General features: G+C 60.6%; 18 protein-coding genes. 10 read left to right on the forward strand and 8 right to left on the reverse strand.

The window, feature by feature from the left end; translation table 11 throughout:
• Positions 1-115 precede the first annotated feature (115 nt).
• Both folP and ACILSR_RS14155 read right to left on the reverse strand, forming a co-directional pair.
• A complete protein-coding gene (gene folP / locus ACILSR_RS14150; RefSeq protein ID WP_395750432.1) occupies positions 116-958 on the reverse strand; it encodes a dihydropteroate synthase in 843 nt (280 codons plus the stop codon).
• Entirely contained in the window at positions 955-1,767 is an 813-nt protein-coding gene (locus ACILSR_RS14155; protein ID WP_395750433.1) for a histidinol-phosphatase HisJ family protein, read from the reverse strand. Before ACILSR_RS14155 ends, folP begins: the two co-directional genes overlap by 4 nt.
• A 70-nt stretch (positions 1,768-1,837) precedes the next feature.
• Between ACILSR_RS14155 and ACILSR_RS14160 the strand changes: the two genes are divergently transcribed.
• A complete protein-coding gene (locus tag ACILSR_RS14160) occupies positions 1,838-2,491 on the forward strand; it encodes an HAD family hydrolase (RefSeq protein WP_395750434.1) in 654 nt (217 codons plus the stop codon).
• Between the two features lie 86 nt (positions 2,492-2,577).
• Complete coding sequence (locus ACILSR_RS14165) at positions 2,578-3,420, forward strand: L,D-transpeptidase family protein (protein ID WP_395750435.1); 843 nt, start codon at positions 2,578-2,580, stop codon at positions 3,418-3,420.
• A 505-nt stretch (positions 3,421-3,925) separates the two neighbouring features.
• Here ACILSR_RS14165 and secD read toward each other — a convergent pair.
• The 3 genes from secD to tgt are packed head-to-tail and all read right to left on the reverse strand — an operon-like array spanning position 3,926 to position 7,875.
• Positions 3,926-6,343 carry a protein translocase subunit SecD gene (gene secD, locus ACILSR_RS14170; RefSeq protein ID WP_395750436.1) on the reverse strand — a complete coding sequence of 806 codons (2,418 nt, stop codon included), beginning with the start codon at positions 6,341-6,343 and terminating at the stop codon, positions 3,926-3,928.
• Positions 6,344-6,385: 42 nt separating this feature from the next.
• Positions 6,386-6,736: a preprotein translocase subunit YajC gene (yajC, locus tag ACILSR_RS14175; protein WP_395750437.1), complete on the reverse strand. Its 351-nt coding sequence runs from the start codon at positions 6,734-6,736 to the stop codon at positions 6,386-6,388.
• Positions 6,733-7,875 carry a tRNA guanosine(34) transglycosylase Tgt gene (gene tgt, locus ACILSR_RS14180; protein ID WP_395750438.1) on the reverse strand — a complete coding sequence of 381 codons (1,143 nt, stop codon included), beginning with the start codon at positions 7,873-7,875 and terminating at the stop codon, positions 6,733-6,735. The genes yajC and tgt overlap by 4 nt, the downstream gene beginning before the upstream one ends.
• Positions 7,876-7,973: 98 nt before the next feature.
• Between tgt and ACILSR_RS14185 the strand changes: the two genes are divergently transcribed.
• From ACILSR_RS14185 to ychF, 3 genes are all read left to right on the forward strand, one after another.
• Positions 7,974-8,174, forward strand: a complete 201-nt coding sequence (locus ACILSR_RS14185; protein ID WP_395750439.1) for a hypothetical protein — start codon at positions 7,974-7,976, stop codon at positions 8,172-8,174.
• Between the two features lie 281 nt (positions 8,175-8,455).
• A complete protein-coding gene (locus tag ACILSR_RS14190) occupies positions 8,456-8,599 on the forward strand; it encodes a type II toxin-antitoxin system VapC family toxin (RefSeq protein WP_395750440.1) in 144 nt (47 codons plus the stop codon).
• 52 nt (positions 8,600-8,651) lie between these two features.
• Entirely contained in the window at positions 8,652-9,767 is a 1,116-nt protein-coding gene (gene ychF / locus ACILSR_RS14195) for a redox-regulated ATPase YchF (protein ID WP_395750441.1), read from the forward strand.
• A 36-nt stretch (positions 9,768-9,803) separates the two neighbouring features.
• On the opposite strand, the gene ACILSR_RS14200 is transcribed toward ychF, so the two are convergent.
• On the reverse strand, positions 9,804-10,358 hold the full coding sequence (locus ACILSR_RS14200; RefSeq protein WP_395750442.1) for a hypothetical protein: 555 nt from the start codon (positions 10,356-10,358) through the stop codon (positions 9,804-9,806).
• A 76-nt stretch (positions 10,359-10,434) separates the two neighbouring features.
• Entirely contained in the window at positions 10,435-11,112 is a 678-nt protein-coding gene (locus tag ACILSR_RS14205) for a protein-tyrosine phosphatase family protein (RefSeq protein ID WP_395750443.1), read from the reverse strand.
• A 140-nt stretch (positions 11,113-11,252) separates the two neighbouring features.
• On the opposite strand from ACILSR_RS14205, the gene ACILSR_RS14210 reads away from it, so the two are divergent.
• From ACILSR_RS14210 to ACILSR_RS14230, 5 genes are all read left to right on the forward strand, one after another.
• Positions 11,253-12,632, forward strand: coding sequence for a DUF1501 domain-containing protein (locus ACILSR_RS14210; protein ID WP_395750444.1), 1,380 nt, complete (start codon positions 11,253-11,255; stop codon positions 12,630-12,632).
• 42 nt (positions 12,633-12,674) lie between these two features.
• Entirely contained in the window at positions 12,675-14,867 is a 2,193-nt protein-coding gene (locus tag ACILSR_RS14215; RefSeq protein ID WP_395750445.1) for a DUF1549 domain-containing protein, read from the forward strand.
• Positions 14,868-14,879: 12 nt separating this feature from the next.
• Complete coding sequence (locus tag ACILSR_RS14220) at positions 14,880-18,500, forward strand: c-type cytochrome domain-containing protein (protein ID WP_395750446.1); 3,621 nt, start codon at positions 14,880-14,882, stop codon at positions 18,498-18,500.
• Positions 18,501-18,551: 51 nt separating this feature from the next.
• Positions 18,552-19,925 (forward strand): Gfo/Idh/MocA family protein, encoded by a 1,374-nt coding sequence (locus ACILSR_RS14225; RefSeq protein WP_395750447.1) that lies wholly within the window; start codon positions 18,552-18,554, stop codon positions 19,923-19,925.
• 102 nt (positions 19,926-20,027) lie between these two features.
• Complete coding sequence (locus ACILSR_RS14230; RefSeq protein WP_294398876.1) at positions 20,028-20,264, forward strand: hypothetical protein; 237 nt, start codon at positions 20,028-20,030, stop codon at positions 20,262-20,264.
• 19 nt (positions 20,265-20,283) lie between these two features.
• Here the strand turns inward: ACILSR_RS14230 and ACILSR_RS14235 are convergent, their stop codons facing one another.
• On the reverse strand, positions 20,284-21,528 hold the full coding sequence (locus ACILSR_RS14235) for a glycoside hydrolase family 71/99-like protein (RefSeq protein ID WP_395750448.1): 1,245 nt from the start codon (positions 21,526-21,528) through the stop codon (positions 20,284-20,286).
• Positions 21,529-21,561 lie beyond the last annotated feature (33 nt).

Consider the following 21,561-nt stretch of genomic DNA (forward strand, 5'->3'; position numbering starts at 1 on the left):
TGCCGCACGCGGAGCTGCCGCTTTCGAATGTCTCCTGATATGAATGCGCTGACCAGCCTGCGGAAAGCGGTAGCTGCGCTTGTTCCTCGCTGCGCAACCGCACTCCAAATTTGTATCAGTGGCTGCCTGCAACGGCCCAGAGCATCTTCACGGTCTGCACGGCGGCTTTGACGTTGTGGACGCGGAAGATCTGTGCGCCACGGCTCATGCCGGCGGCAATGCAGGCCTGGGTGCCCGCATCGCGTTCCAGCGCTGGGATGCCGAGGACATCGCCGATGACGGTCTTGCGAGAGACGGGCAGCAGGATGGGCCGCTCGAAACGGTGGAGGCGTTTGAGGTCGCGATAGATGGTGAGGTTGTCGTCCTTCTGCTTGGCGAAGTCGATGCCGGGATCCAGCATGATGTTTTCACGTGGCAGCCCGACACTCTCCGCCAGCACCAGGCGCTGCTCGAAGAAGTGGTCCAGCGTGTTCATGATGCTGTCATACTTCACATGGGTGTGTGGCACCTTGGGCTGGCCGACGCTGTGCATGATGAGCAGGCCGGCATTGTGCTCGGCGCAAAGCTTGGCATTGAAGGCGTCCGGCAGGCCGCTGATGTCGTTGATGAAGTCGCCGCCATGAGGCAGCACCTCGGCGATGACGTCACTTCGCCAGGTGTTGATGGAAAGCAGCGGGGCATTGAAGCGCGAGGCGAGCTCCGGCCACCTGGCAAGGAAAGGCAGCAGGCGGTCGATTTCCTCCTGAACGCTGATGGCCTCGCGGTTGGTGCGGGCGCTTTCAGCGCCAATGTCGATGATGTCCGCGCCGTCTTGAAGCTGCTGCTTCGCCTGGGCCAGCGCCTTGCCGGGATCCAGGGTTCCGTCTCCGCAGAAGGAATCGTCATTGATGTTCACGATCCCCATGACCAGCGGGCGTCGGGGGAACTCAATGCGGTGCTGTCGTGCTTTGAGAATCATAGAGGCCACTTTTCTGGAAGGGGGACGATCTTTCGCTGACGTTTCTCGAAGCGCACGGTGCTGGTGTAGCCGGCGCTGCGGACGAGATCGAGGGCCTTGTTGAAATCCACGCCGACATCGGTGGGAAGGTGGGCGTCTGAGTTGATGACGATGGGCACGTTGGCTGAGAAGGCCATCTCGAGCATTTCGCGGGCGGGGTAGATCTCGCGCACATCCTTGCGCAGGCCGGCGGTGCTGACTTCGAGGATGCCATTCGTATCGACGAGGGCCTGGATGACAGGCTCGTAGTAGTGGCGCAGATCGCCTTCAGGGCGCAGGCCGAAGCGTTTGGCGAGGTCTGGGTGGGCGTGGAAGTCGAACTGCTGGGTGCGGATCATCTGCTCGTAGAGCTTCCAGTACATGCCCCACATGTGCTCGATGTCTGTGGCGGTTTTCCAGCGGGAGACGTGCTTTGGGTCGTCCACGGCGATGCCGTCGTGGATGTAATGGACACTGCCGATGAGGTAGTCCCAGTCGGCCATGGCGGCCGTTTCATCGATCCACTTTTGATAGCCTTCGATGTGGTCGCACTCGAGGGCGAGTCGGATGGGGAAGTCTGGCAGGGCGGCGCGGGCTTCATTCACCAGTTCAAAATAGCGCGGCAGATCGGAGAGGGGCATGCGCCAGTTGTCATAGATCTCCGGCATGGGGTTGTGGTCGGAGAGGCCGATCTCCGCGAGGCCGATGCTCCGGGCGTGACGGGCGTAGTCCACGGGATCTCCCTCGGCGTGGAGGCAAAGGGGAGTGTGGGTGTGGTAGTCGGTGAGCATGGGAGTTTTTCGCTGCATTAGGAGCGCTGGCAAGTTGATCGCGGCGTCATTTGCGGCATGGAAGGAGATCATGCCCACTCTCAAAGCCTTCATTTTCGACCTCGACGGCACCCTGATCGACTCACTGGCGGACATCGCGGAGTCGATCAACCGCATGCTGGATGCGCGGGGCTATCCGCGCTGCGAGAAAGAGGTGTTCAAGCAGATGGTGGGAGACGGCATGGAGAAGCTGGTGGAGCGGGCGCTGCCGCCGGCGGTGCGCAGCGAGGAGCTGATCAAGGTCTGCACGGAGGAGTATCGGGCGCAGTATGATCTGCTCTGGCAGGAACAGACCCGGCCGTATGAGGGCATCGTGGAGATGCTGGCCGAACTGAAAAAGCGTGACGTGAAGCTGGGGGTGATTTCAAACAAGGCTCATCGATTTACCGTGCCGATGACGGAGCATTTCTTTAGCGCGGCGGTGTTTGACCACATCCTGGGGCAGCGTGCCGAAGTGCCGCGCAAGCCGGATGCCGCAGGGGCGCATGAGATGGCGGCCTTCCTTGGCCTGAAGACCGAGGAGATGGCGTACGTGGGAGATTCGGGCATCGACATGCAGTTTGCGAAGAACAGCGGCATGCGCGCCGTGGGAGTGCGCTGGGGATTTCGCAGCGAGGCGGAACTGCTGGAGTGCGGGGCGGACGTGCTCATTTCGCACCCTTCAGAAGTGTTCGATCTTTGCTGAAAATAATGTTTCCGCTGGTACTTGAGGGCGTGAAGCAGTCCCCTTAGTGTTCCGGCACTGTGAAATTGAAAAACTCCCTGTCACTGATGCGTGCCGCACTTGTTTTCGGCGCGGTGTTGCTGGCCTCCTGCCAGATGTTCCGCAAAAAGCCCCCGGCGCCGCCGCCGGAAGCGGTGAAAGAGGTTTGGAAATATCCCGGTGAATGGACCGGCGGGAACAAGCCCATCACGCGCATGATTGTAAATGTGGACGTGCAGCGCGCCACGCTCTACAGCGGAAAGGACATCGTGGGCTGGACTTATTTTGCCAGCGGCATCCCCAGCTTTCCGACGCCCACCGGCGACTTCAAGATTTTGGAAAAGGTGAAGGACAAGGTCTCGAACCTCTACGGCAAAGGCTTCGACAAAAATGGCAAGCTGGTGAACTCGGACTTCAAGCAGGGGCGTGACCTGCTGCCGGAAGGCGGCCGCTTCGAACCTGCCAAAATGACTTACTTCATGCGCCTGACGGGGGATGGAGTGGGCATGCACATCGGACCCATTCCCAAGCCGGGGCGTCGTGCGTCTCACGGCTGCATCCGCCTGCCGTCCAAGATGGCGCCGATTCTCTTCGAGCACACAGCAGTGGGCACGCCGGTGACGGTGACGGGCAACGGACCTGATTATCAAAGCTACCTGAAGCAGTCTGCGGAAAAGGCGAAGGCCAATGCCGCAAAGCTGGCGGCGGCAAAACAGAAGGCGGGTGAAGCGGCGGCCGCAGCAGCGGCGGCTACATCGCTGGCGCCGGATGATCCCAACGGACCGAAGGGAGGAGTCGTGACGCCTCCTGGAACCACGCCACCGCTCGGCGCACCACCCGGCTCCCCTGCCACACCGCCGATCGAAGTGAAGCCTGCAGAGCCGGTCACTCCGCCGCCTGCGGGCAACTAACTGACGAACGATTGATCGATCAAATCTGATCTCCTAGAGGGGCGGCTGCGAGGCCGCCTCTTTTTGTGCCTTTTTTGGCGGAGGCTGAGGCCGTATCCACATCGACCAACTCTAGAAATCTTGTCACGTTGCCCGGGCGGAGGAGCGGCCCCACTGGCTGCGTTGATCACCTGCCTGTTATTTTCAATTAGCAGACGGCGCTTCCGCCTTTGCCACTGGGACCACTGCGTTTTCCGGTCCGAACGACCATCTTTTCGAAAATTGGTCCAAGCCCCCGGCAGGGCCGACGCGGTGGTCGGGAGGTGGGTGCTTTTTGAAAGCGGTAGTGCGGTGCGATGCTAGGTGGAGCGGGGATGAGGATTCGAGTGATGCGCACAGCGCATCCCTACCCGGTCATCACTCTGAGTCTTCCAAGGCCGGTAAAAAATCAGCCCAGTTGCAGGGCAACTGGGCTGAATGAGTTTTCTTCAGGTATGGCGGAAGAGCCGGGTTAGGAAGGCTGGAATTACTTCTTGCCACCCGCAGCCAAGGCTGCCGCGGCGACGGCCTGCTCGGCTTTCATCTGCTCGATCTGGGCATCGAGCACCTGGCGCTTGAGGCTGGTGCCGGTCTTCTTCGCATACCACAGCACGAGCGGAGAGGCGATGAAGATGGACGAGTAGGTGCCAAGCAGCACGCCAATGGTGATCGGCATGGCGAACTCAAGCATGGCGGGGTTGCCCAGGAAGAGCAGCACGACCATGGGCGCGAGAGCCGTGGGGCCGGTGAGGAGTGTGCGAGAGAGGGTCTTGCAGATGGCTTCGTTCATCATTTCACGCATGCTGCCGCCGCTGCCCTTCTGAATGGTTTCACGGATGCGGTCAAAGACCACGATGGTGTCATTGATGGAATAACCCGCGATGGTGAGCAGCGCTCCCACGTGGATGACGCTCAGCTCCTGGCCAAACAGCACGCAGAGGCCGGGCACCATGAGCACGTCATGGAAGAGGGCGATGATGGCGCCGAGAGCGAAAGCGAACTCGTAGCGGATCATCAGGTACACGAAGATGGCGATCAGCGCGAAGAACATGGCCCACGCGGACTGGTAGGCGAGCTCGGTGCCGATGACGGAGCCAACCGTTGCGATGCTCGTGCCCAAAACGGTGTCGCTCTTCCAATGGTTGTTGATGGCGTTCTGGATGACCGCGCCGCTCTTTTCCTCACAGCGGATGCTGATGTTTGTGGAGCCGGTGGCGTCCTTTTTCCGCTGGGGGTAGTAGGTGCCGATATCCGTTTTGCCGTCCTCCTGCTTGAGCCCCTTGAGCACTGCGTCAAACTCCTTGTCGGAGATGTCCTTGCCCTTGACCAGCGTGACGTCCACGCGGCTGCCGCCGCGGAAGTCGATGCCGAAGCTCGACTTGCCCTTGATGGCGAGGGTGCCAAACGAGATGGCGGTGACGACGAGCGAGGCGATGATGAACTTCGGCGCCGAGGAAAGGATGTCGAAAACCTTGTCGGGAATGATCTTGGTGGTGTGAATCTTGTGCAGGATGCCCTTGTCCACGACCCACATGAAGATAACGCGGGTGACGATCAGAGCGCCGACCATGGAGGAGATCAAACCGACCATGAGGGTGACTGCGAAGCCTTTGACCAGACCGCCCGAGATGACGAACAGGATGATTGCGGAGATCAGCGTGGTGATGTTGGAGTCAGCAATGGCGGAGAAGGCCTTCTCATACGCGGCCTCCAAAGCGCCGACGAGGGTCTTGCCCGCCTCCATTTCCTCCCGCAGTCGTTCGTAGATCAGCACGTTGGCATCCACCGCCATGCCGATGGTCAGCACCACGCCCGCGATACCCGGCATGGTGAGCGTGAAGCCAAACAGGGCCATGGAGCCGAACAGGATCGCAATGTTGATGACCAGACCGACGATGGCCACGAGGCCGGCCAGACGGTAGATGAACATCATGAAGCAGGTGGTGATAAGCAGGGCGGCGATGCCGATCCACTTGCCCTGGTCAATGGAGGACTGGCCGTAGGCCGAGGACACCGAGCTTTCAGACAGAATTTTCATGGGATTCTGCAGCGGATTGCTCAGCAGCGTGGCCAGGGAGTCCGCCTCCTGCTGGGAGAAGCCGGCGGCGCCGCCACCGGAGATTTCTGCGTGACCGCCGAACTGCCGGGCTTTCAGGGTGGGGGCAGAGTTGATCTGACCGTCCACGATGATGGCCATCTCTTTCATGTAATGAACGGAGGCAAGGTCGTCAAAAAGCTTGGCCCCTGCGCTGTTGAACTGCAGCGCCACTTTGTTGCCCTGGGCGTCCACCGTGCGGTAGGCCTTTTCGACGTACTTTCCTTCGATGTCGGCCGAATCGCGCACGAGTTCGGAGCGGACGGGGGCGGTGCTGTCTTTCGAAGGCACATATTTCATTTCGATCCAGCCGGGCTCCTTGAGGCCGCCACGGGCCCTGATCTGCTCCAGTTTGGACTGGCTGTCCGGATGCACGCGGCGGAACTCGAGGTGGGCGACGGTCTGGATCTTGGCGCGCACGTCCTTGATCTCCTCCTCCGTGATGCCTGGCATCTGGATCACGATGCGGTCGCTGCCTTCGGGCTGCATGGTGAGATCCTTGGAGGCGTCGGGGTTGAGGCGTCGCTCCAGAATGCCGATGGCCTGCTGCACATCGCTGCTGGTCACCGCCTTGGGAGTGCCGTCATCATTTCTTCCGGGGGAAAGCTGGACGATGAACTCGCTGCCGCCCTGGAGGTCGATGCCCAGCTTGAGCTTCATGACATACACCGTGTAAATGGAGGCGGCGGCGGTGATGGCGATAAGCAATGTGCCCACCAGCCGCTTGGTCTTATGTACAGCGGTGCCGACATAGACGAGCAGCATCATCAAAATGGAGGCACCGACAAGGAAGGTGGCGAAGGGATTCATGGACGGGTTGGCGGATGGTTGGGAAAACGGGGCGTGTTAAACTCAGGCGGGCGTCGCTTCGACGATATCGGACTTTTTCGTCACAGCGGCGATCTTTGAGCGCTCATACTGGACTTTGACGTTGTCGGCGATCTTGACCATGACGGTGCGTTCCTTGATGCTGGTGATGATGCCGTGGACACCGCTCTCCATGATGACGTGGTCATCCACGGCGATGCTGGCGATGAGCTTCTGATGCTCCTTCATGCGCTTCTGCCCCGGACGGATGGCCACGAAGTACATCATGACGAACATCAGGACCATCATGATCATGGGATTGCCAAACGGGCTGCCTGAGCCGGAACCTGCGGCCTGGGCCAGAATGAGGGTGTTTTCGAGAGAGAAGGAGGTCATGATTCGGAAGCTGCGGTAGAGGACTTGTATTTAGCGACGACCTCTGCCCGGAACTCGGCGAAACAACCCTGTTCGATCGCTTGACGTGCCCTGGACGTGAGGGACGCGTAGAAATGCAGGTTATGCAGAGAAATCAACCGCAAACCCAGAATCTCCTGGGCCTGCACCAAATGGCGGATGTAGGCCCGGGAAAAACCCTGGCAGAGGGGGTGGGTGTCTTCTGAAATCGGGCGAAAATCCTTCGCGTAGCAGGCATTTCGCAGGTTCATGAGGCCATCATGGGTGAATGCGGCCCCATTTCGCGCCAGCCGGGTGGGGAGCACGCAGTCAAACATGTCGATGCCGCGGGCGATCAGCTCGATGACCTGCGGCGGGGTGCCGAGGCCCATGGCGTAGCGGGCCTGATTGGCCGGGAGTTGGGGTGTGGTCCATTCCGCGATGCGCATCATGTCCTCCTCCGGCTCGCCCACGCTGAGGCCGCCGATGGCGTAGCCGTCGAAGCCCATGGCCACCAGTTCGCGGGCGGACCGCTCACGCAGCTCTTTATAGACACTGCCTTGTACAATACCGAAGTGCTGCTGCGCCCCGCCGCCGGTCTGGGGGCGGTGTTCATCGATCCAGGTGCGGCAGCGTCTGGCCCAGCGGAGGGTGAGGTCCAGGCTCTTCTCGGCCTCCCTGGCCTCGCAGGGGTAGGGGGTGCACTCGTCGAAGAGCATGGCCACGTCCGAGCCGAGGGTGGCCTGGATCTCCATGGAGGTCTCCGGGCCAATGAACATGGGGGTGCCATCGAGGTGGTTCTGGAAATGGCAGCCTTCCTCTTTGATTTTGCGCAGTTTGGCCAGGGAGAAGACCTGGAAGCCGCCGCTGTCGGTCAGGATGGGCCGGTCCCAGTTGGCGAAGGCGTGCAGGCCGCCCGCCTCCTTCATGATCTCCATGCCAGGGCGTACAAAGAGGTGGTAGGTGTTTCCAAGGATGATCTGGGAATTGAGCGCCTTCAACTCATCCGGGTGCATGGCCTTTACCGTGCCTTGGGTGCCCACCGGCATGAAGACGGGAGTCTCCACCACGCCATGGGGCGTCGTCAGCCGGCCACGGCGGGCGTGGGAGGCAGAATCGGTGGCGAGAAGCTCAAAAGACATGGCGGGACGGAAAAAGGGCGCGAAGTCTCGCCGGAGCGGCGGAAAGAGCAAGTGAGAACGGATTCTTGCCAGCGCTTCGAACCGGCTTAAAATGTTGCATGACTACTGGCACATTCGAACAACGCCTCAGTTCGGTGGAGCATTCGCTCAGTGAACTGCAGAGCACTGTTCTCAAGCTCACCCCGGTCAAAAAGGACTGGCGGCAGGCTGCTGGGAAATTGCGGGACACAAGCCTGGCCCGTGAAGTGGATCGTCTGGGGCGTGAATATCGCGAGCAGCAAAATCAGCAGGAATTCTGAGTCATTGTGCTCGTTCTTGACACCGATCACCTAACCGCGCTGGGCTACAATTCGCCTCTGGGGCAGCGTTTGCTTTCGAGGCTCGATCAAGCGGGGCAGGAGGTCGCCACAACAGTCATCAGTGTGGATGAGCAGCTTAGCGGGCTGTTTGCAGCAGTGCATTCACGCCACCTGCCCGAGGATCAGATCCTGCCTTATTCGGAGTTGATCGAACGAGTCGAGTTTCTCGCTGGTTTCTCATTCTTCGGTGGGACATGGAGAGCAGCGGCAACTTCCGCCAGATGAAAGAAGCCAAAGTGCGGACGGGCACGATGGATTTGAAAATCGCGTGCATCGCTCTCGTACATGGCGCCACTCTCCGGACACGCAACACGGCGGACTTTGCCAAAGTGCCGGGCCTGCTATTTGAAAACTGGCTGGATTGAACTGCGCTCCCCGCTTGCTCATTTCTCAATCCGCCCTAATCTCGCGGCCCTTATGCTCAGAGCCGGTATTGTAGGCCTTCCCAACGTTGGCAAATCCACCCTTTTTAATGCTGTCACCCGTACCCGCAAGGCGGAGGCAGCCAACTATCCTTTCTGCACCATCGAGCCGAACACCGGCGTCGTGACCGTGCCGGACGAGCGGCTTGCCGTTCTTTCGAAGCTCTCCGGCTCCCATAAGCTGGTGCCTGCCGCGATTGAGTTCGTCGATATCGCCGGTCTCGTCAAAGGCGCGAGCCAGGGAGAAGGACTGGGCAATAAATTCCTCAGCCACATCCGCGAGGTGGACGCCATCGTGCACGTGGTGCGCTGCTTTGAAAATGGGGACATCACCCACGTCAGCGGGGCGATTGATCCTGTGACCGACATCGAGGTCATCAACACGGAGCTTATTCTGTCCGACATGGACGCCATCCAGCGCCGCAAGGACAAGGCCGAAAAGAATGCGAAAAGAGGCGAAAAAGACGCGAAGGCCGAACTCGCCCTCTGCGAAAAACTCATTCCTCATTTTGACGCCGGCAAGCCCGCCGTGACGCTGGAATGCACGGACGACGAGCGCAAGCTGCTGAAGTCCTTCTTCCTCATCACCTCCAAGCCCTGCATCTTTGCCTGCAACGTCGCCGAGAGCGATCTCGCCGCCGCGTCCACAGACCCGGACAATCATCCCTTCGTGGGCAAGGTGCGCGAGTACGTGCGTCATGCGCATGAGGCCACCGCCGTCGTGGTCAGCGCTGCGATTGAGAGCGAGCTCACCGATCTGAGCGATGAAGAGGCCAAGGCCTACCTGGCGGACATCGGCGTCACGGACAGCGGTGTCTCACGCCTGATCAAAGGCGCTTACGATTTGCTGGGCTTGCAGACCTACCTGACCACTGGCGAGAAGGAAACCCGCGCCTGGACGATCACGAAGGGCATGAAGGCTCCGCAGGCTGCGGGTGTCATTCATGGCGACTTCGAGCGCGGCTTCATCGCCGGCGAGATCGTGCATTTCAACGACCTCGTGGAACTCGGCTCCAACGCGAAGGCGAAGGAGAAGGGCAAGTGGCGCATCGAAGGCAAGGAATACGTCATGCGCGACGGCGACGTCGTGGAATGGCGCTTCAATGTGTGATGTGCTGCGGGCATTCCCGCCTGTGTCTTAGCCTTTTTATTTCGGCGTCGGCTCTTTCCACACGCGTCCCTGGCCGGTGCGGAAGGAGCGCTCCAGGCTGCCGAAGAGTGAATTGAGGATCTTCTCTTCCTTGATGGAAAACTCCACCGTGTGCGCATGGGTGGAGACGGGGTAGTTTTTCACCACCTTCGGGGTGACCAGATCCTGGGAGACACGCCCGGCGGCCTGTTCGTAGAGTCCCTTCGCCTTTTCCAGGGCCTGGGTGCCTGCATTCAAGGTGCTGCTGCCTGAGTCTGGCTTATACGGCTCCAAAAAGTAAAAGCGGACGACCTGCGCCGAGTTCAGCGTCAGATTCACCTCCACCACGCGTGCCACGCCATCGGAGATGTACTCGTGTTTAGAAAGGGCGATGATCGAATTGCAGCGTACGATGTAGTTGCCCCCTCTCAGGCGCCCATCCCACAGGCCGTCCTGCGTCACGATATCCTGCGGCATGTTCGGGTCTGCCTGTGCCTGCGTCGGCGCGGTTGTCTGGGCCTGAACGGAGAGGGACAGCAGCAGCAGCGAAAGGGTGGTGAGGAGTGCTTTCATGGAGATGAATTTTCAGACTAGCATGAGGAGGACGGGCTTGAACACCCTTTCTTGGGCGACGTTGCCCCTTTCCGCGTCATGGGGCACGAAGCTGAGCGAGGCATTGTATTAAACAGGAGTATTGCTCTGGTGATAACCCGATTCCGGGCCGGATGTTACGCAGCATGGCCAGCCCCTCTTCGATGCCGGGCACCTCTCCCCGGAGCAGCAGAAGCGCCAGCGCGGCGAGGCCGGTGCGCCCGTGACCCTGGGCGCAATGAATGAACGCATGCTCGTCCGGCTTCAAGGTGCGCAGCGTGGCCAGCAGCGCTTCGGGGCTGGGTGCGCTGGCATCCAGAGTCGGCAGCACGATGTAGCGAATGCCACTTCGAACGGACGCGGGTTCGGAAAATTCTGCGGTCATGTCCAGCACTGCCGTGATGCCAGCGGGGCGCTCATGCCCGCCCACCAGCCTGCGGCCCACCGTCAGTGTGGCATTGATCTGGTGGGTTTTGGGCTCCGGAAGCAAGAGGCAGAGACGCCAGACTCCCCAAGTGAAAAGCAGGTAGGGCAGGAAGAGCAGCGCGCGTGCCGGTGCCAGGGAGCCATCCGCCCGTTTGCCAAACACCGAGGCATCGCGCCGTGCGTAGGCGCGGCTGAGCAGGATCATGTCCATGCCGAGCCAAAGGACAATCCACGTCCACCAGCCATCATGGAGCCAGGGTGTGAAGCACATCAGCAATCCGAGGAGGAAAAACAGCGCAGCGTGCTTCATGGGGGGCTGAAAAATAGCGAAATCCGCCATGCACGGCAAGCCGTCCTGCGCCCGAACCTGCCAAACTCAAAGCGGTATCGTCCATTTAGAAGCGTTCCCGAGTGGCGTATTAATAAGCAGTCCATTACCCCGCGCGCACCATGTTCAAGTTTTCCGGCCAAGGCTCCATCACCAATTGCGACGGCATCACGCGTCGAGATTTCCTGCAAGCAGGCGCACTCGGCGCCATCGGGCTGACGATGCCGGGATTTGCCAAACTGCGGGCCGAAGGAAAGGTGGACCCGAAAAAGAGCAACAAGGCCTGCATCATGATCTTCAACCTGGGCGCTCCCAGCCAGCAGGATCTTTGGGATATGAAGCCGGATGCGCCGAGCGAGATCCGCGGACCCTTCAAGCCCATCCGCACCAAGAGCAATGCCTTTGAGATTTCGGAAATCCTGCCGCTGCATGCGAAGATCGCGGACAAGTTCAGCCTGGTGCGCTCCTGCTACCATACTGCCGCCGCGGTGCATGACACCGGGCACCAGATGATGCAGACGGGCCGCCTTTTTACCGGTGGTGTGAACACGCCGCATGTGGGCAGCGCTCTGGAGTTCCTGCAAGGCCGCCGAAGCGATCTCCCCGCGCATGTGATTCTGCCGGAGTCGATGGGTCCCACGGGCGGCAACATGCCGCACGGCCAGGACGCGGGATTCCTCGGGAAGTCTTATGATCCCTTCGTGCTGAATGCGGATCCTGCGGTGAAGGATTTCAAGGTGCCGGATTTGCTGCCGCCCAAGGAGATTGGCGAAGTGCGCCTGGAGCGCCGCCGTGAACTGCGGGAACTGGTGGACAGCAGTGTGCGCAATTTTGAATACAGCGAGCAGGCGAAGCTGATGGATTCGAATTTTGAGTCCGCCTACCGCATCATGACCAGCTCGCAGGCGCGTGAGGCTTTTGATCTGACCAAGGAACCGCTGAAGGTGCGCGAGCGCTATGGCCTGAACCGCTTTGGCCAGAGCTGCCTGCTGGCGCGGCGGCTGGTGGAGCGCGGCGTGCGCTTCGTCACCGTGAACACGTTTATCACGGTGTTTGGCGAGATCACCTGGGACATCCACGGTTCCAAGCCTTTCACCAGCATCGAAGGCATGCGCGACATCGTAGCTCCGATGTATGACCAAGGATACAGCGCACTCATCGAGGATCTGTTCCAGCGCGGCATGCTGGATGATACGATGGTGACGTGCCTGGCGGAATTTGGACGCACGCCGAAGATCAATCCTGCCGGTGGCCGCGACCATTGGCCAAACTGCTGGACGGTCAACTTCGCCGGCGGTGGCGTCAAAGGCGGTCACGTTGTTGGCAAGAGCGACGACATCGGCGGCTATCCCACGGAACGCCCCGTCGCGCCGAAGGAGATCGTGGCCACGATTTATCAGGCCATGGGCATAGACCTCACCACCGAACTGCCCGGGCCTCAGGGCAGACCCTATCCCGTCGTCGATTTCGGCACGCAGGCGATCAAGGAGCTGTTTGCGTAGTTCGAACAGCCTCTCCGCCAAAACCTATCTCACGTTTCATCCATGATGCTTCGTTCCTTTATTGTCTTTGCGGCTCTTTCTTCCGCAGGAGCGGCGGAGGCTCCGTCCTTCCGCAACACCATCCAGCCCATCCTTACGCGCTACGGCTGCGCAATGGGAGCCTGTCATGGCGCGGCCGCAGGGCAGGGGGGCTTCAGGCTTTCGCTGCGCGGATTTGATGACGAGGGCGACTGGATTTCCGTCACGCGCAGCGCGAATGGTCGGCGGCTCACGATGGAAGATCCGGCGCGCAGCCTGCTGCTGCTGAAGGCCGTGAAGGCGGTGCCGCACAAGGGGGACAAGCGTTTTGAGGTGAACTCTCCGGAGTACAAGGCCATCGCCGACTGGATCGCCGCGGGTGCGCCGGGGCCGAAGGCGAGTGATCCGCTGATCACCGCGCTCGATGTGGAACCGAAGCAGATGGTGACGAAGCCTGGAACGACGCTGAAGCTGAAGGTGACCGCGAAATTCAGCGACGGCCACAGCGAGGACGTGACGCGGTGGACGAAATACAACGGCGTGAATGCCAGCGTGGCCACCGTGGATGAGCAGGGAGTGGTCAAAACGACTGGGCGCGGTGAAACAGCCATCAGTGCGTGGTATTTAAGCCGGCTGTCGGTTTCAACGATCATTGTTCCGAATGACGGCAAGGTAGATGAGGCGGCGTTTGCGCAGATGAAGCCACGCAATTTCATCGACGAGCAGGTGCTGACGAAGCTGCGCGCGCTGAACATTCCGCCATCAGGACGCGCGGAGGATCATGAGTTCTTGCGCCGTGCGTTTCTGGATACCATTGGCGTATTGCCTTCGCTGGAAGAGACCCGTGCCTTCCTTGCGGACAAGAGCGCGGACAAACGTGACCGCATGATCGAGGCGCTGCTGCAACGGCCTGAGTTTGTCGATTACTGGTCGCACCGCTGGAGCGACCTGCTGCTGGTCAATGGCGACAAGCTCATGCCGCAGGCCATGTGGTCCTACTACAACTGGATCCGCCGCAATGTGGCTGCCAATACGCCGTGGGATGTGATGGTGCGTGATCTTTTGACCGCGACCGGCAGCACGCTGGAAAACGGCGCGGGTAACTTTTTCATCCTGAACGACGAGCCGACCAAGTGTGCGGAGACGATCAGCGTGGCGTTCCTCGGCACATCCATCGCCTGCGCCAAGTGCCACAACCACCCGATGGAGAAGTGGACGAACAACGAGTACTTCGCCTTTGCCAACATGCTCTCCCGTGTGCGCACGAAGAATGGCGCGCAGGCCGATGAACGCGTGCTGTTCTCCGCCGCTGATGGCGAACTGGTGCAGCCGCTTACGGGCAAGCCGCAGGCACCGCATCCTCTGGACGTCACCACGGCTGTCTCGATGACCTCCACCGAAGACCGCCGCGTGCCGCTGGCAAAGTGGCTCACGGGTGCCGATAACAAGCTCTTCCAGCGTGCGATCGTGAACCGTGTGTGGGCGAACTTCTTTGGCTCCGGACTGGTCGAGGCCGTGGATGACCTGCGGGTGACGAATCCTGCCAGCAACGAGCCGCTCTTTGCCGCCGCATGCGAACAGCTGGTGAATGCGAAGTTTGACCTGAAGGCACTCATGCGCGCCATCCTGCAAAGCGAAACCTATCAGCGCAGTAGCGTCACGCAGCCGGAGAACATCACGGATCTCCGTTACGGCTCGCACTACGTGCCGCGCCGTCTGAAGGCGGAGGTGCTGCTGGACACGGTATCTCAGGTGACAGCTGCCCCCACGACCTTCAAGATCGACAAGCGCAACGCCAACCGCGGCACCAGCGAGAGTTACCCGATGGGCTTTCGTGCGCTGCAGCTTCCGGACAGCAACATCGCCAGCTACTTCTTGAAGAGCTTCGGTCGCGCCGACCGCGTGGCCACCTGCGAGTGCGAGCGCACGAATGAGCCCAGCATGGCGCAGGCTCTGCACATCGCGAACGGGGACACGCTCAATCAAAAGCTGGCGCAGAAGGACAACCGCCTCGATGCGCTGCTGGCTGGCAAGCTGAGCAACGAGAAGATTGTTGAGGAAGCCTACCTCATCGCGCTGACGCGCCTGCCCACCGAACGTGAATCCACCAAGGCGGCCGACATGCTGGCCCAAGCCTCAGCCGATGACCGCCGCACCACCCTGGAGGACATCTTCTGGGGCCTGATGAGTTCAAAGGAGTTTTTGTTTAATCACTGATAGGAACGTCTCATGAATTTCACCCGTTCTTTCTTCTTTTTGGTGGGTTTTGTTGCCACCGCCCACGCCCAGACCGTGGACTACACGAAGCAGATTGTCCCCCTTTGGGATACTTACTGCATCGACTGCCATGATGATACGGATGCGGATGGCGAGTTCCGTTTGGATACGTTTGCGAACCTGATGAGGGGCGGCAAGGAGGGCTTGGCCGTTGTTGCGGGCAAAGCCAATGACTCGATGCTGGTGAAGTTCCTTGAGGGGCATTCAGGCCGTGGCGGGAAGAATGAATTCATGCCGCCGGGAAAGCGCGAGAAGCTGAAGACGGAGGAGATTGCGCTGATCAAAGCCTGGATCAATACGGGGGCGAAGGGTCCGATGGTGGCGGAAGCGAAGCCGATGCCGCGCGAGGTCATTACGCCACAGATCAAACCGACGGTGGCGCCGAAACATGCCGTGCAGGCGGTGGCGTTTTCACCGAAAGTCCAGTTCATCGCCGTGGGCCGCTATGGCGAGGTCGAGCTGCTCAATCCAGTGACGCGGGCGGTGGTGCGCAAACTGACGGGCATCAAGGGCAAGGCCAATGCGGTCGCGTTTTCACCCGATGGCGCGACGGTATATGCCGCCGGTGGTGAAGCGGGCATCGTGGGCATTGTGAAGAGTTGGAAGACGAGCGATGGCGCGCCGCTGCAGTCGTTTGAGGGACACCTGGACGCGGCGTATGCGCTGGCGGTTTCGCCAGATGGCAAGCTGATCGCCACGGGAGCGTATGATCAGAAAATCCGGCTCTGGGACACGGCCACGGGCAAGGAGATCGCGCTGCTGAAAGGGCACAATGGTGCGGTGAACGGCCTCTCATTCCGCCCGGATGGCAAGGTGCTGGCAAGCGCCAGTGCGGACCGCACGGTGAAGCTGTGGAGTATCCCGGCGGGCCAGCGGCTCGACACGCTTTCACAGCCAACGAAGGAACAGACGAGCGTGGTCTTCAGCGCGGATGGCAAGCACCTCTTTGCCGCCGGCGGGGACAACCGCATCCGGCAGTGGAACATCAGCGCCGATGCCAAAGAGGGCACCAACAAGATCATCACCAGCCGTTTTGCGCATGAAGGCGGCATCTTGAACCTCGCGCTTTCGATGGACGGCCACCTGCTCGCGTCAACCTCAACTGACAAATCGCTCAAGATCTGGAACACTGCCGATCTCACGGAAAAAATCCCGCTGGAAAAACAGCCCGACTGGTCCTCCGCACTCGCCTTCACCGACAAAGCACAACTCGTGGCCGGTCGCGTTGATGGCAGCCTCAGTATTTACGAATCCACCACCGGCAAAGTTGTGGTGGCACCCGCACCTGCAATGCCTGCCATGGCTGCAAAGCCCGAACTCGTCCGTGTGACCCCACGTGCCGCGCACATCGGTGGCGAACTGATTGTAACCTTCGCCGGCAAAGGCTTCTCTGCAGACGTTCAGGCAATGGCTTCGCATTCAGGTCTGAAAGTGCAGCTCATCAAAAGCTCGGTCAAACCCACCACGGCCCGTGTCAAGCTCACTGCCAGTGCCGAGGTACCGCGCGGTGCACACGAAGTGTGGCTCAAGAGCGCCGCAGGTGAGTCCGGGAAGGTGAAGATCTACGCCGATGATCTTGCGCCCACCATCACCCAGGCGGCGGCTTTCAAAGCGGCCCCTGTTACCGTTGCGGCGCTGCCCGCCAGCCTTTGGGGTACTCTCACCGAGATAGGTCAGCATGATGCGTATCAATTCAAAGCCAAAGCAGGCCAGGAGCTGGTTCTCGATCTCGCTGTCGGCCAGATCGGCAGCCTGGCGAAGGCACCCACGCTGGAGATCATGGACATGAACCATACCGTGCTCGGGGTGAACCGCGGCCTCGATAGCGGCACCGATCCTTTCCTCGCCTGGAAAGCGCCGGTGGATGGCGATTACGTTGTGATCGTGAGCAACACCACGATGGATGGCGGCGCTGACCACGCCTATCGCCTCACGCTGGGTTCACTGCCCTACGTCACCGCCTGGTCGCCGCTCGTTGCGCAGGTCGGGAAAGAGACGAAGGTGACCCTCATCGGCCAACATCTTGGCGAGAAGGCCACGGTGATGATGAAGCCTGACAAGGAAGGGATGATGAACGTACCTCTGGATGCCAAAGCGCTGCGCTTCCGCACCATGCCGGTGCTGCGGGTCAGCCAGCTGGCGCAGATCGAAGAAGTGGCAGGAAATGACAGCATCGCCAAGGCACAAAACATTCCTGCGCCGGCCACGGTGAACGCGTGCATCTCGAATGCCAGCGATGTTGATCACTTCGCCTTTGACACCAAAAAGGGACAGACATGGATCATCGAGACGCTGGCGGACATGGCGGGTTCACCTGCGGATACAAAGATCGAAGTGCTGCATGCCGACGGCAAACCCGTGCAGCGTCTGATGCTGCAGGCCGTGCGCGACAGCTATAACAACTTCCGCAGTGTGGACGCCAACAACCCCGACATCCGCCTGCAAAACTGGGAGGAGATGGAGCTGAACGAGTTCGCTTATTTCAATGGTGATGTGATGAAGATCATCCGCATGCCGCGAGGTCCGGATGGCGGCTGCTTCTTCTACACAACCGGCGGCAAGCGGCGCGCCTATTTTGACACCACGGCCAATTCACATTCGCTGGATGAGCCCTGCTACATCGTGGAGCCAAAGCCCATCGGCAGCCAGATCGTGCCGAATGGTCTTCCCGTCTTCTCGCTTAACTATGGCAATGACGACAGCGGTGACCGCAAGCTGGGCAGTGATTCAAGACTCACCTTCACGGCACCCGCTGACGGCCGGTACATCATCAAAGTCACTGACACCCGCGGCTGGGGTGGCGAGCGCTACGTCTATGCGCTCACCATCCGCCAGCCCGCGCCAGATTTCAGCGTGAAGCTTGCGGGCATGAATCCCACCGTGATGCCCGGTGCCTCCATCGGCTTCTCTTTCCGCGCCGAGCGTGTGGATGGCTTTGAGGATCCCATTCAGATCGAGATCACGGGTCTTCCCCCGGGGTACTATGCCTCCACGCCCATCGTGATCGAGGCCGGGCATGACCTGATCAGCGGCAGCCTGCATGCGGCGCCGGATGCGGCGCCGGATGCGGCTGCAGATGCCGACTGGAGCAAGGTCAAGATCACTGCCAGGTCGAAGGCGCTCACCCATGATGCCGGAACCTTTGGCAAGGTGACGCTGGGTGCTGCGCCGAAGTTCATCATTGTCATGGAGCCCGATATTGGCGGCAAGGCGGTGATGCGGGAGATCAAGGATGAGACCAAGCCTCTGGAGATCACCCTGGCTCCAGGACAGACGGTGAAGGCCTGGATCCGCGCCGTGCGCATGGGCAATGACGGCATCCTCAACCTGGATGTGCACGGCCTGCCTCATGGCGTGATCGTGGATGACATCGGGCTCAATGGCGTACAGATCCGCGAAAAGGAAAACGAGCGCCCCATTTTCTTCCGTGCCGCGAACTGGGTGCAGGATCAGGACAAGCTCATCCACGCCGCCCTCAGCTCCGCGCGCAACGAGCACGACAGTGCGGGCTTGCAGACGAGCTTTCCGATCCTCATGAAAATCCGGAAGCCGGCGGGTGTGGCGGGGAGGTGAGGGCCTGATGGGTGACAGAGTTCAGCCAAGACTGGCGTTCCCATCCCCCTCATGAACCGCCGCCACTTTCTCCAGAAGTCTCTCGCCGCCACGGCCTCTGTTTCCGCGCCTGCCATCCTTAGCGCGAAGTCGCCGAACTCGATGTTTCAGGTGGCCTCGATCGGCGTCGGCGGGATGGGAGCCGTGACGATGATGAGCGTGCTGCAGCACCCGAAGGTGCGGCTGGTGGGCATGTGTGATGTGGACTCGAAGACGCTGGAAATCGCTCAGGGTGGCCATGCGACCCGCCGGAAGGAACTGCAGGACCCGGATGCCGCGAAAAGGCTGGAGGGTGCTGCGGTGTTTCGGGACTATCGTGAAATGATTTCCAAGCTGGGAGACACGGTGGATGCGGTGACGATCGGCACGCCGGACCACATGCATGCGGCCATGGCGGTGACGGCGCTTCGGGCCAAGAAGCACGTGTATTTGCAGAAGCCGCTGACGCATCACATCCACGAGGCGCGGATTCTCGGGGCAGAGGCGGCCAAGGCGGGGGTGACCACGCAGATGGGTACGCAGGGACATTCCACCATTGAGACCCTGATGGCGGTCGATCTCATCAAAAGCGGGGCCATTGGGAAGGTGAAGGAGGTCATTTGCTGGGAGAACAAAAAGAGCAGCTGGTGGCCCAAGGTGACAGAGCGCAAGGCGCAGGCCGATCCAGTGCCGGCAAATCTGGACTGGAACCTGTGGCTGGGTGTGGCGAATGAAGTGCCGTTCCTCGACGGGGCCTATCATCCCTCCATGTGGCGCTCGTGGGTGGATTTTGGCGTCGGAATGATGGGGGACATGGGCTGCCACTATTTCGACGTGGTTTCCTCCTGCCTCGGTCTCATGGCACCCACGCGGGTGCGCTGCCTGGATGAAGGGAGCAAGGGAGATCTGTATGCGCAGAAACGGCATCTCGAATTTGAGTTTCCCGGCACGCCCCTGACTTCCGGGGACAAAATCAAGATGACCTGGACCGATGGCGGCTACCCGTATGATGCCCGCGTCATCAAGCCCAGCGTGCTAACCAAGGACACGCCGAGCGGCATCTTTTTCATCGGGGAAAACGGCGGCATCTTTAAACCGCACTCTCAGCGCCCATGGCTGGTGCCGGAGGAAAAGTTCACCGGCTTTGCCTACCCGAAGAACCGCATCGCGAATCACTACACCGACTGGGTGGACGCCTGCATGAAGGGGGAGAAGGCCGCTGCGGACCTGCCCACCTACGGCTGCCCGCTCACAGAGGCCGTGCTTCTTGGGGTTCTGGCGGAGCGAAATCCGGGAGGCTGGATCGAGTGGGACGCCGCCGCCGGGAAGGTGACGAACCTGCCGGAGCTCAATGCCCAGCTGGTGCGGAAATATCGCGAAGGCTGGAGTGTTGCGGGACTGGGCTAAGGAGTGCTTAACATCCGCGAAGCAAGCGCAAAAATCAGCGCAAGTTGTTCATTACCGACGTTGCACTCGGCCAATGTCGTCGTAGCATCGTAGAATCACTTCATGAGCGCGCATGAGCACAAACCAGACTCACGTCTGAAGCAGGCTGAAAAGATCGCCACACATCCGGAGCAGTACAAAGTCTGCGAAGGCTGCGGTTCCATCGTGGTCACGCGTGCCATCACGTGTCCGAGCTGCCACGCCTACCTCTTTGACGCCACCTCCGTACGCGTGATCGCACAGGCCAAGGAACTGGCGCTGCGGGCGGCCAATTCGGTGCTGGCCTCGGATTTGTCCTGAGGCCGGGGCCGAGTCCAGCTCAGCGCTTTGGCAGCGTGTCCGGTGTTTCCCCGCGCAGCAGTTTGCCCAGCATGCCGGTCAGCCAGAGGTAGTGATCGCTGGGCAGATCTGGCTCGGCAAGGAAGCGGCTTTCGCCCACGGGCGGGTGGGTGTCCGTTTTGAAAATGGCGGTTCCTTCGTCCATCTCGTCAAACATGGCGATGTAGAGCATCTGTGCTCCGGCCTGTTTGGCGGCGAGCGCCTGAGACCAGAGAAACTCACCGCCCAGGCGCGGGATTTGATCGAACTTCGCCTCCTTGCCGCGTGATTTCGAGAGATTGCTCCAGCTAAATCCCGGGAACAGCACTGGCAGGTAATCGACCTTGTGCTCTGCGCACCACTCGACGTCGGGTTTCAGGATTTTCTCCCCGTTTTTAACGGCGTCCTGCGGCTTGCCAAAGCGGCCCACGGCCCAAGGGCTGACGATGTCTGCACGGGCGATGAGTTCATGCAGCTTGGGGTCCTGGATGGTGTCCCTCTTTGCTTCAAGGGAGCGCCAGTAGTAAGGCACGCCCAGCATGATGGCGCAGCCGCCAAATTCAGGATCATCCCCCAGAAAGGTGATCAGCCGCGACCACTCTTCGAGCATCGGGGCGCGGTCATTGAAGCCGAGGCCCCACAAAGCCACGAGGGGTTTGCCGTGATGTTTGAAATAGCTGCTGCTTTTGGGATCGAGACGCTTCTCGGTGAGCAGGCGTTTCCAGTCGTCGATCACCAGTTGAATGTCGCCCTCCTTGATGCCGCTGAGGTCATACATCAGCGTGATGCCGCGCCCGTTGGCTGCGGCCGCGGCCTGGCAATGGGCGAGCACCCCGTCCATCGGCTCACGGAAGCGCTTGTCCCGCGTGGTGGTGGCAAAGCGCTGGATGAAGGCGCCGTCGATGCCGTAGTCGCGCATCCATTTGAAATGGAGCTGGATGGCGGCGGGGTGCACGGAGCTGAAGACTTCGGCGGTGCTGCCGTCCGCGTGTTTGAAGGGTGTGGGCACGCGGGCCTCTTTCGGCAGTTCGCTCACGTCCGGCCACATCTCGATGTGGGCGTGTCCTGGTTCGAGGATCTTGCTGCCTGCGGCGTAGTGGTGCCAGCCGTTGTTGGCACCATCTCCTTCGCAGCGGAACCAGCCCTGGTAGCCGCAGACGACCTTGCCGGTGAGCGTGCTGGTATCCACGGTCTGTGCGTGGGCACTGAGGGCAAGGAGGACAGGCAGAAGGAGAATGCGGAGCATGCGGGATGTTTTCATTGACGGCGGCGGGGCGTC

Origin of the sequence: Prosthecobacter sp. (genome assembly GCF_044222565.1) — a bacterium.
In the GTDB taxonomy this organism is placed as follows: domain Bacteria; phylum Verrucomicrobiota; class Verrucomicrobiia; order Verrucomicrobiales; family Verrucomicrobiaceae; genus Prosthecobacter.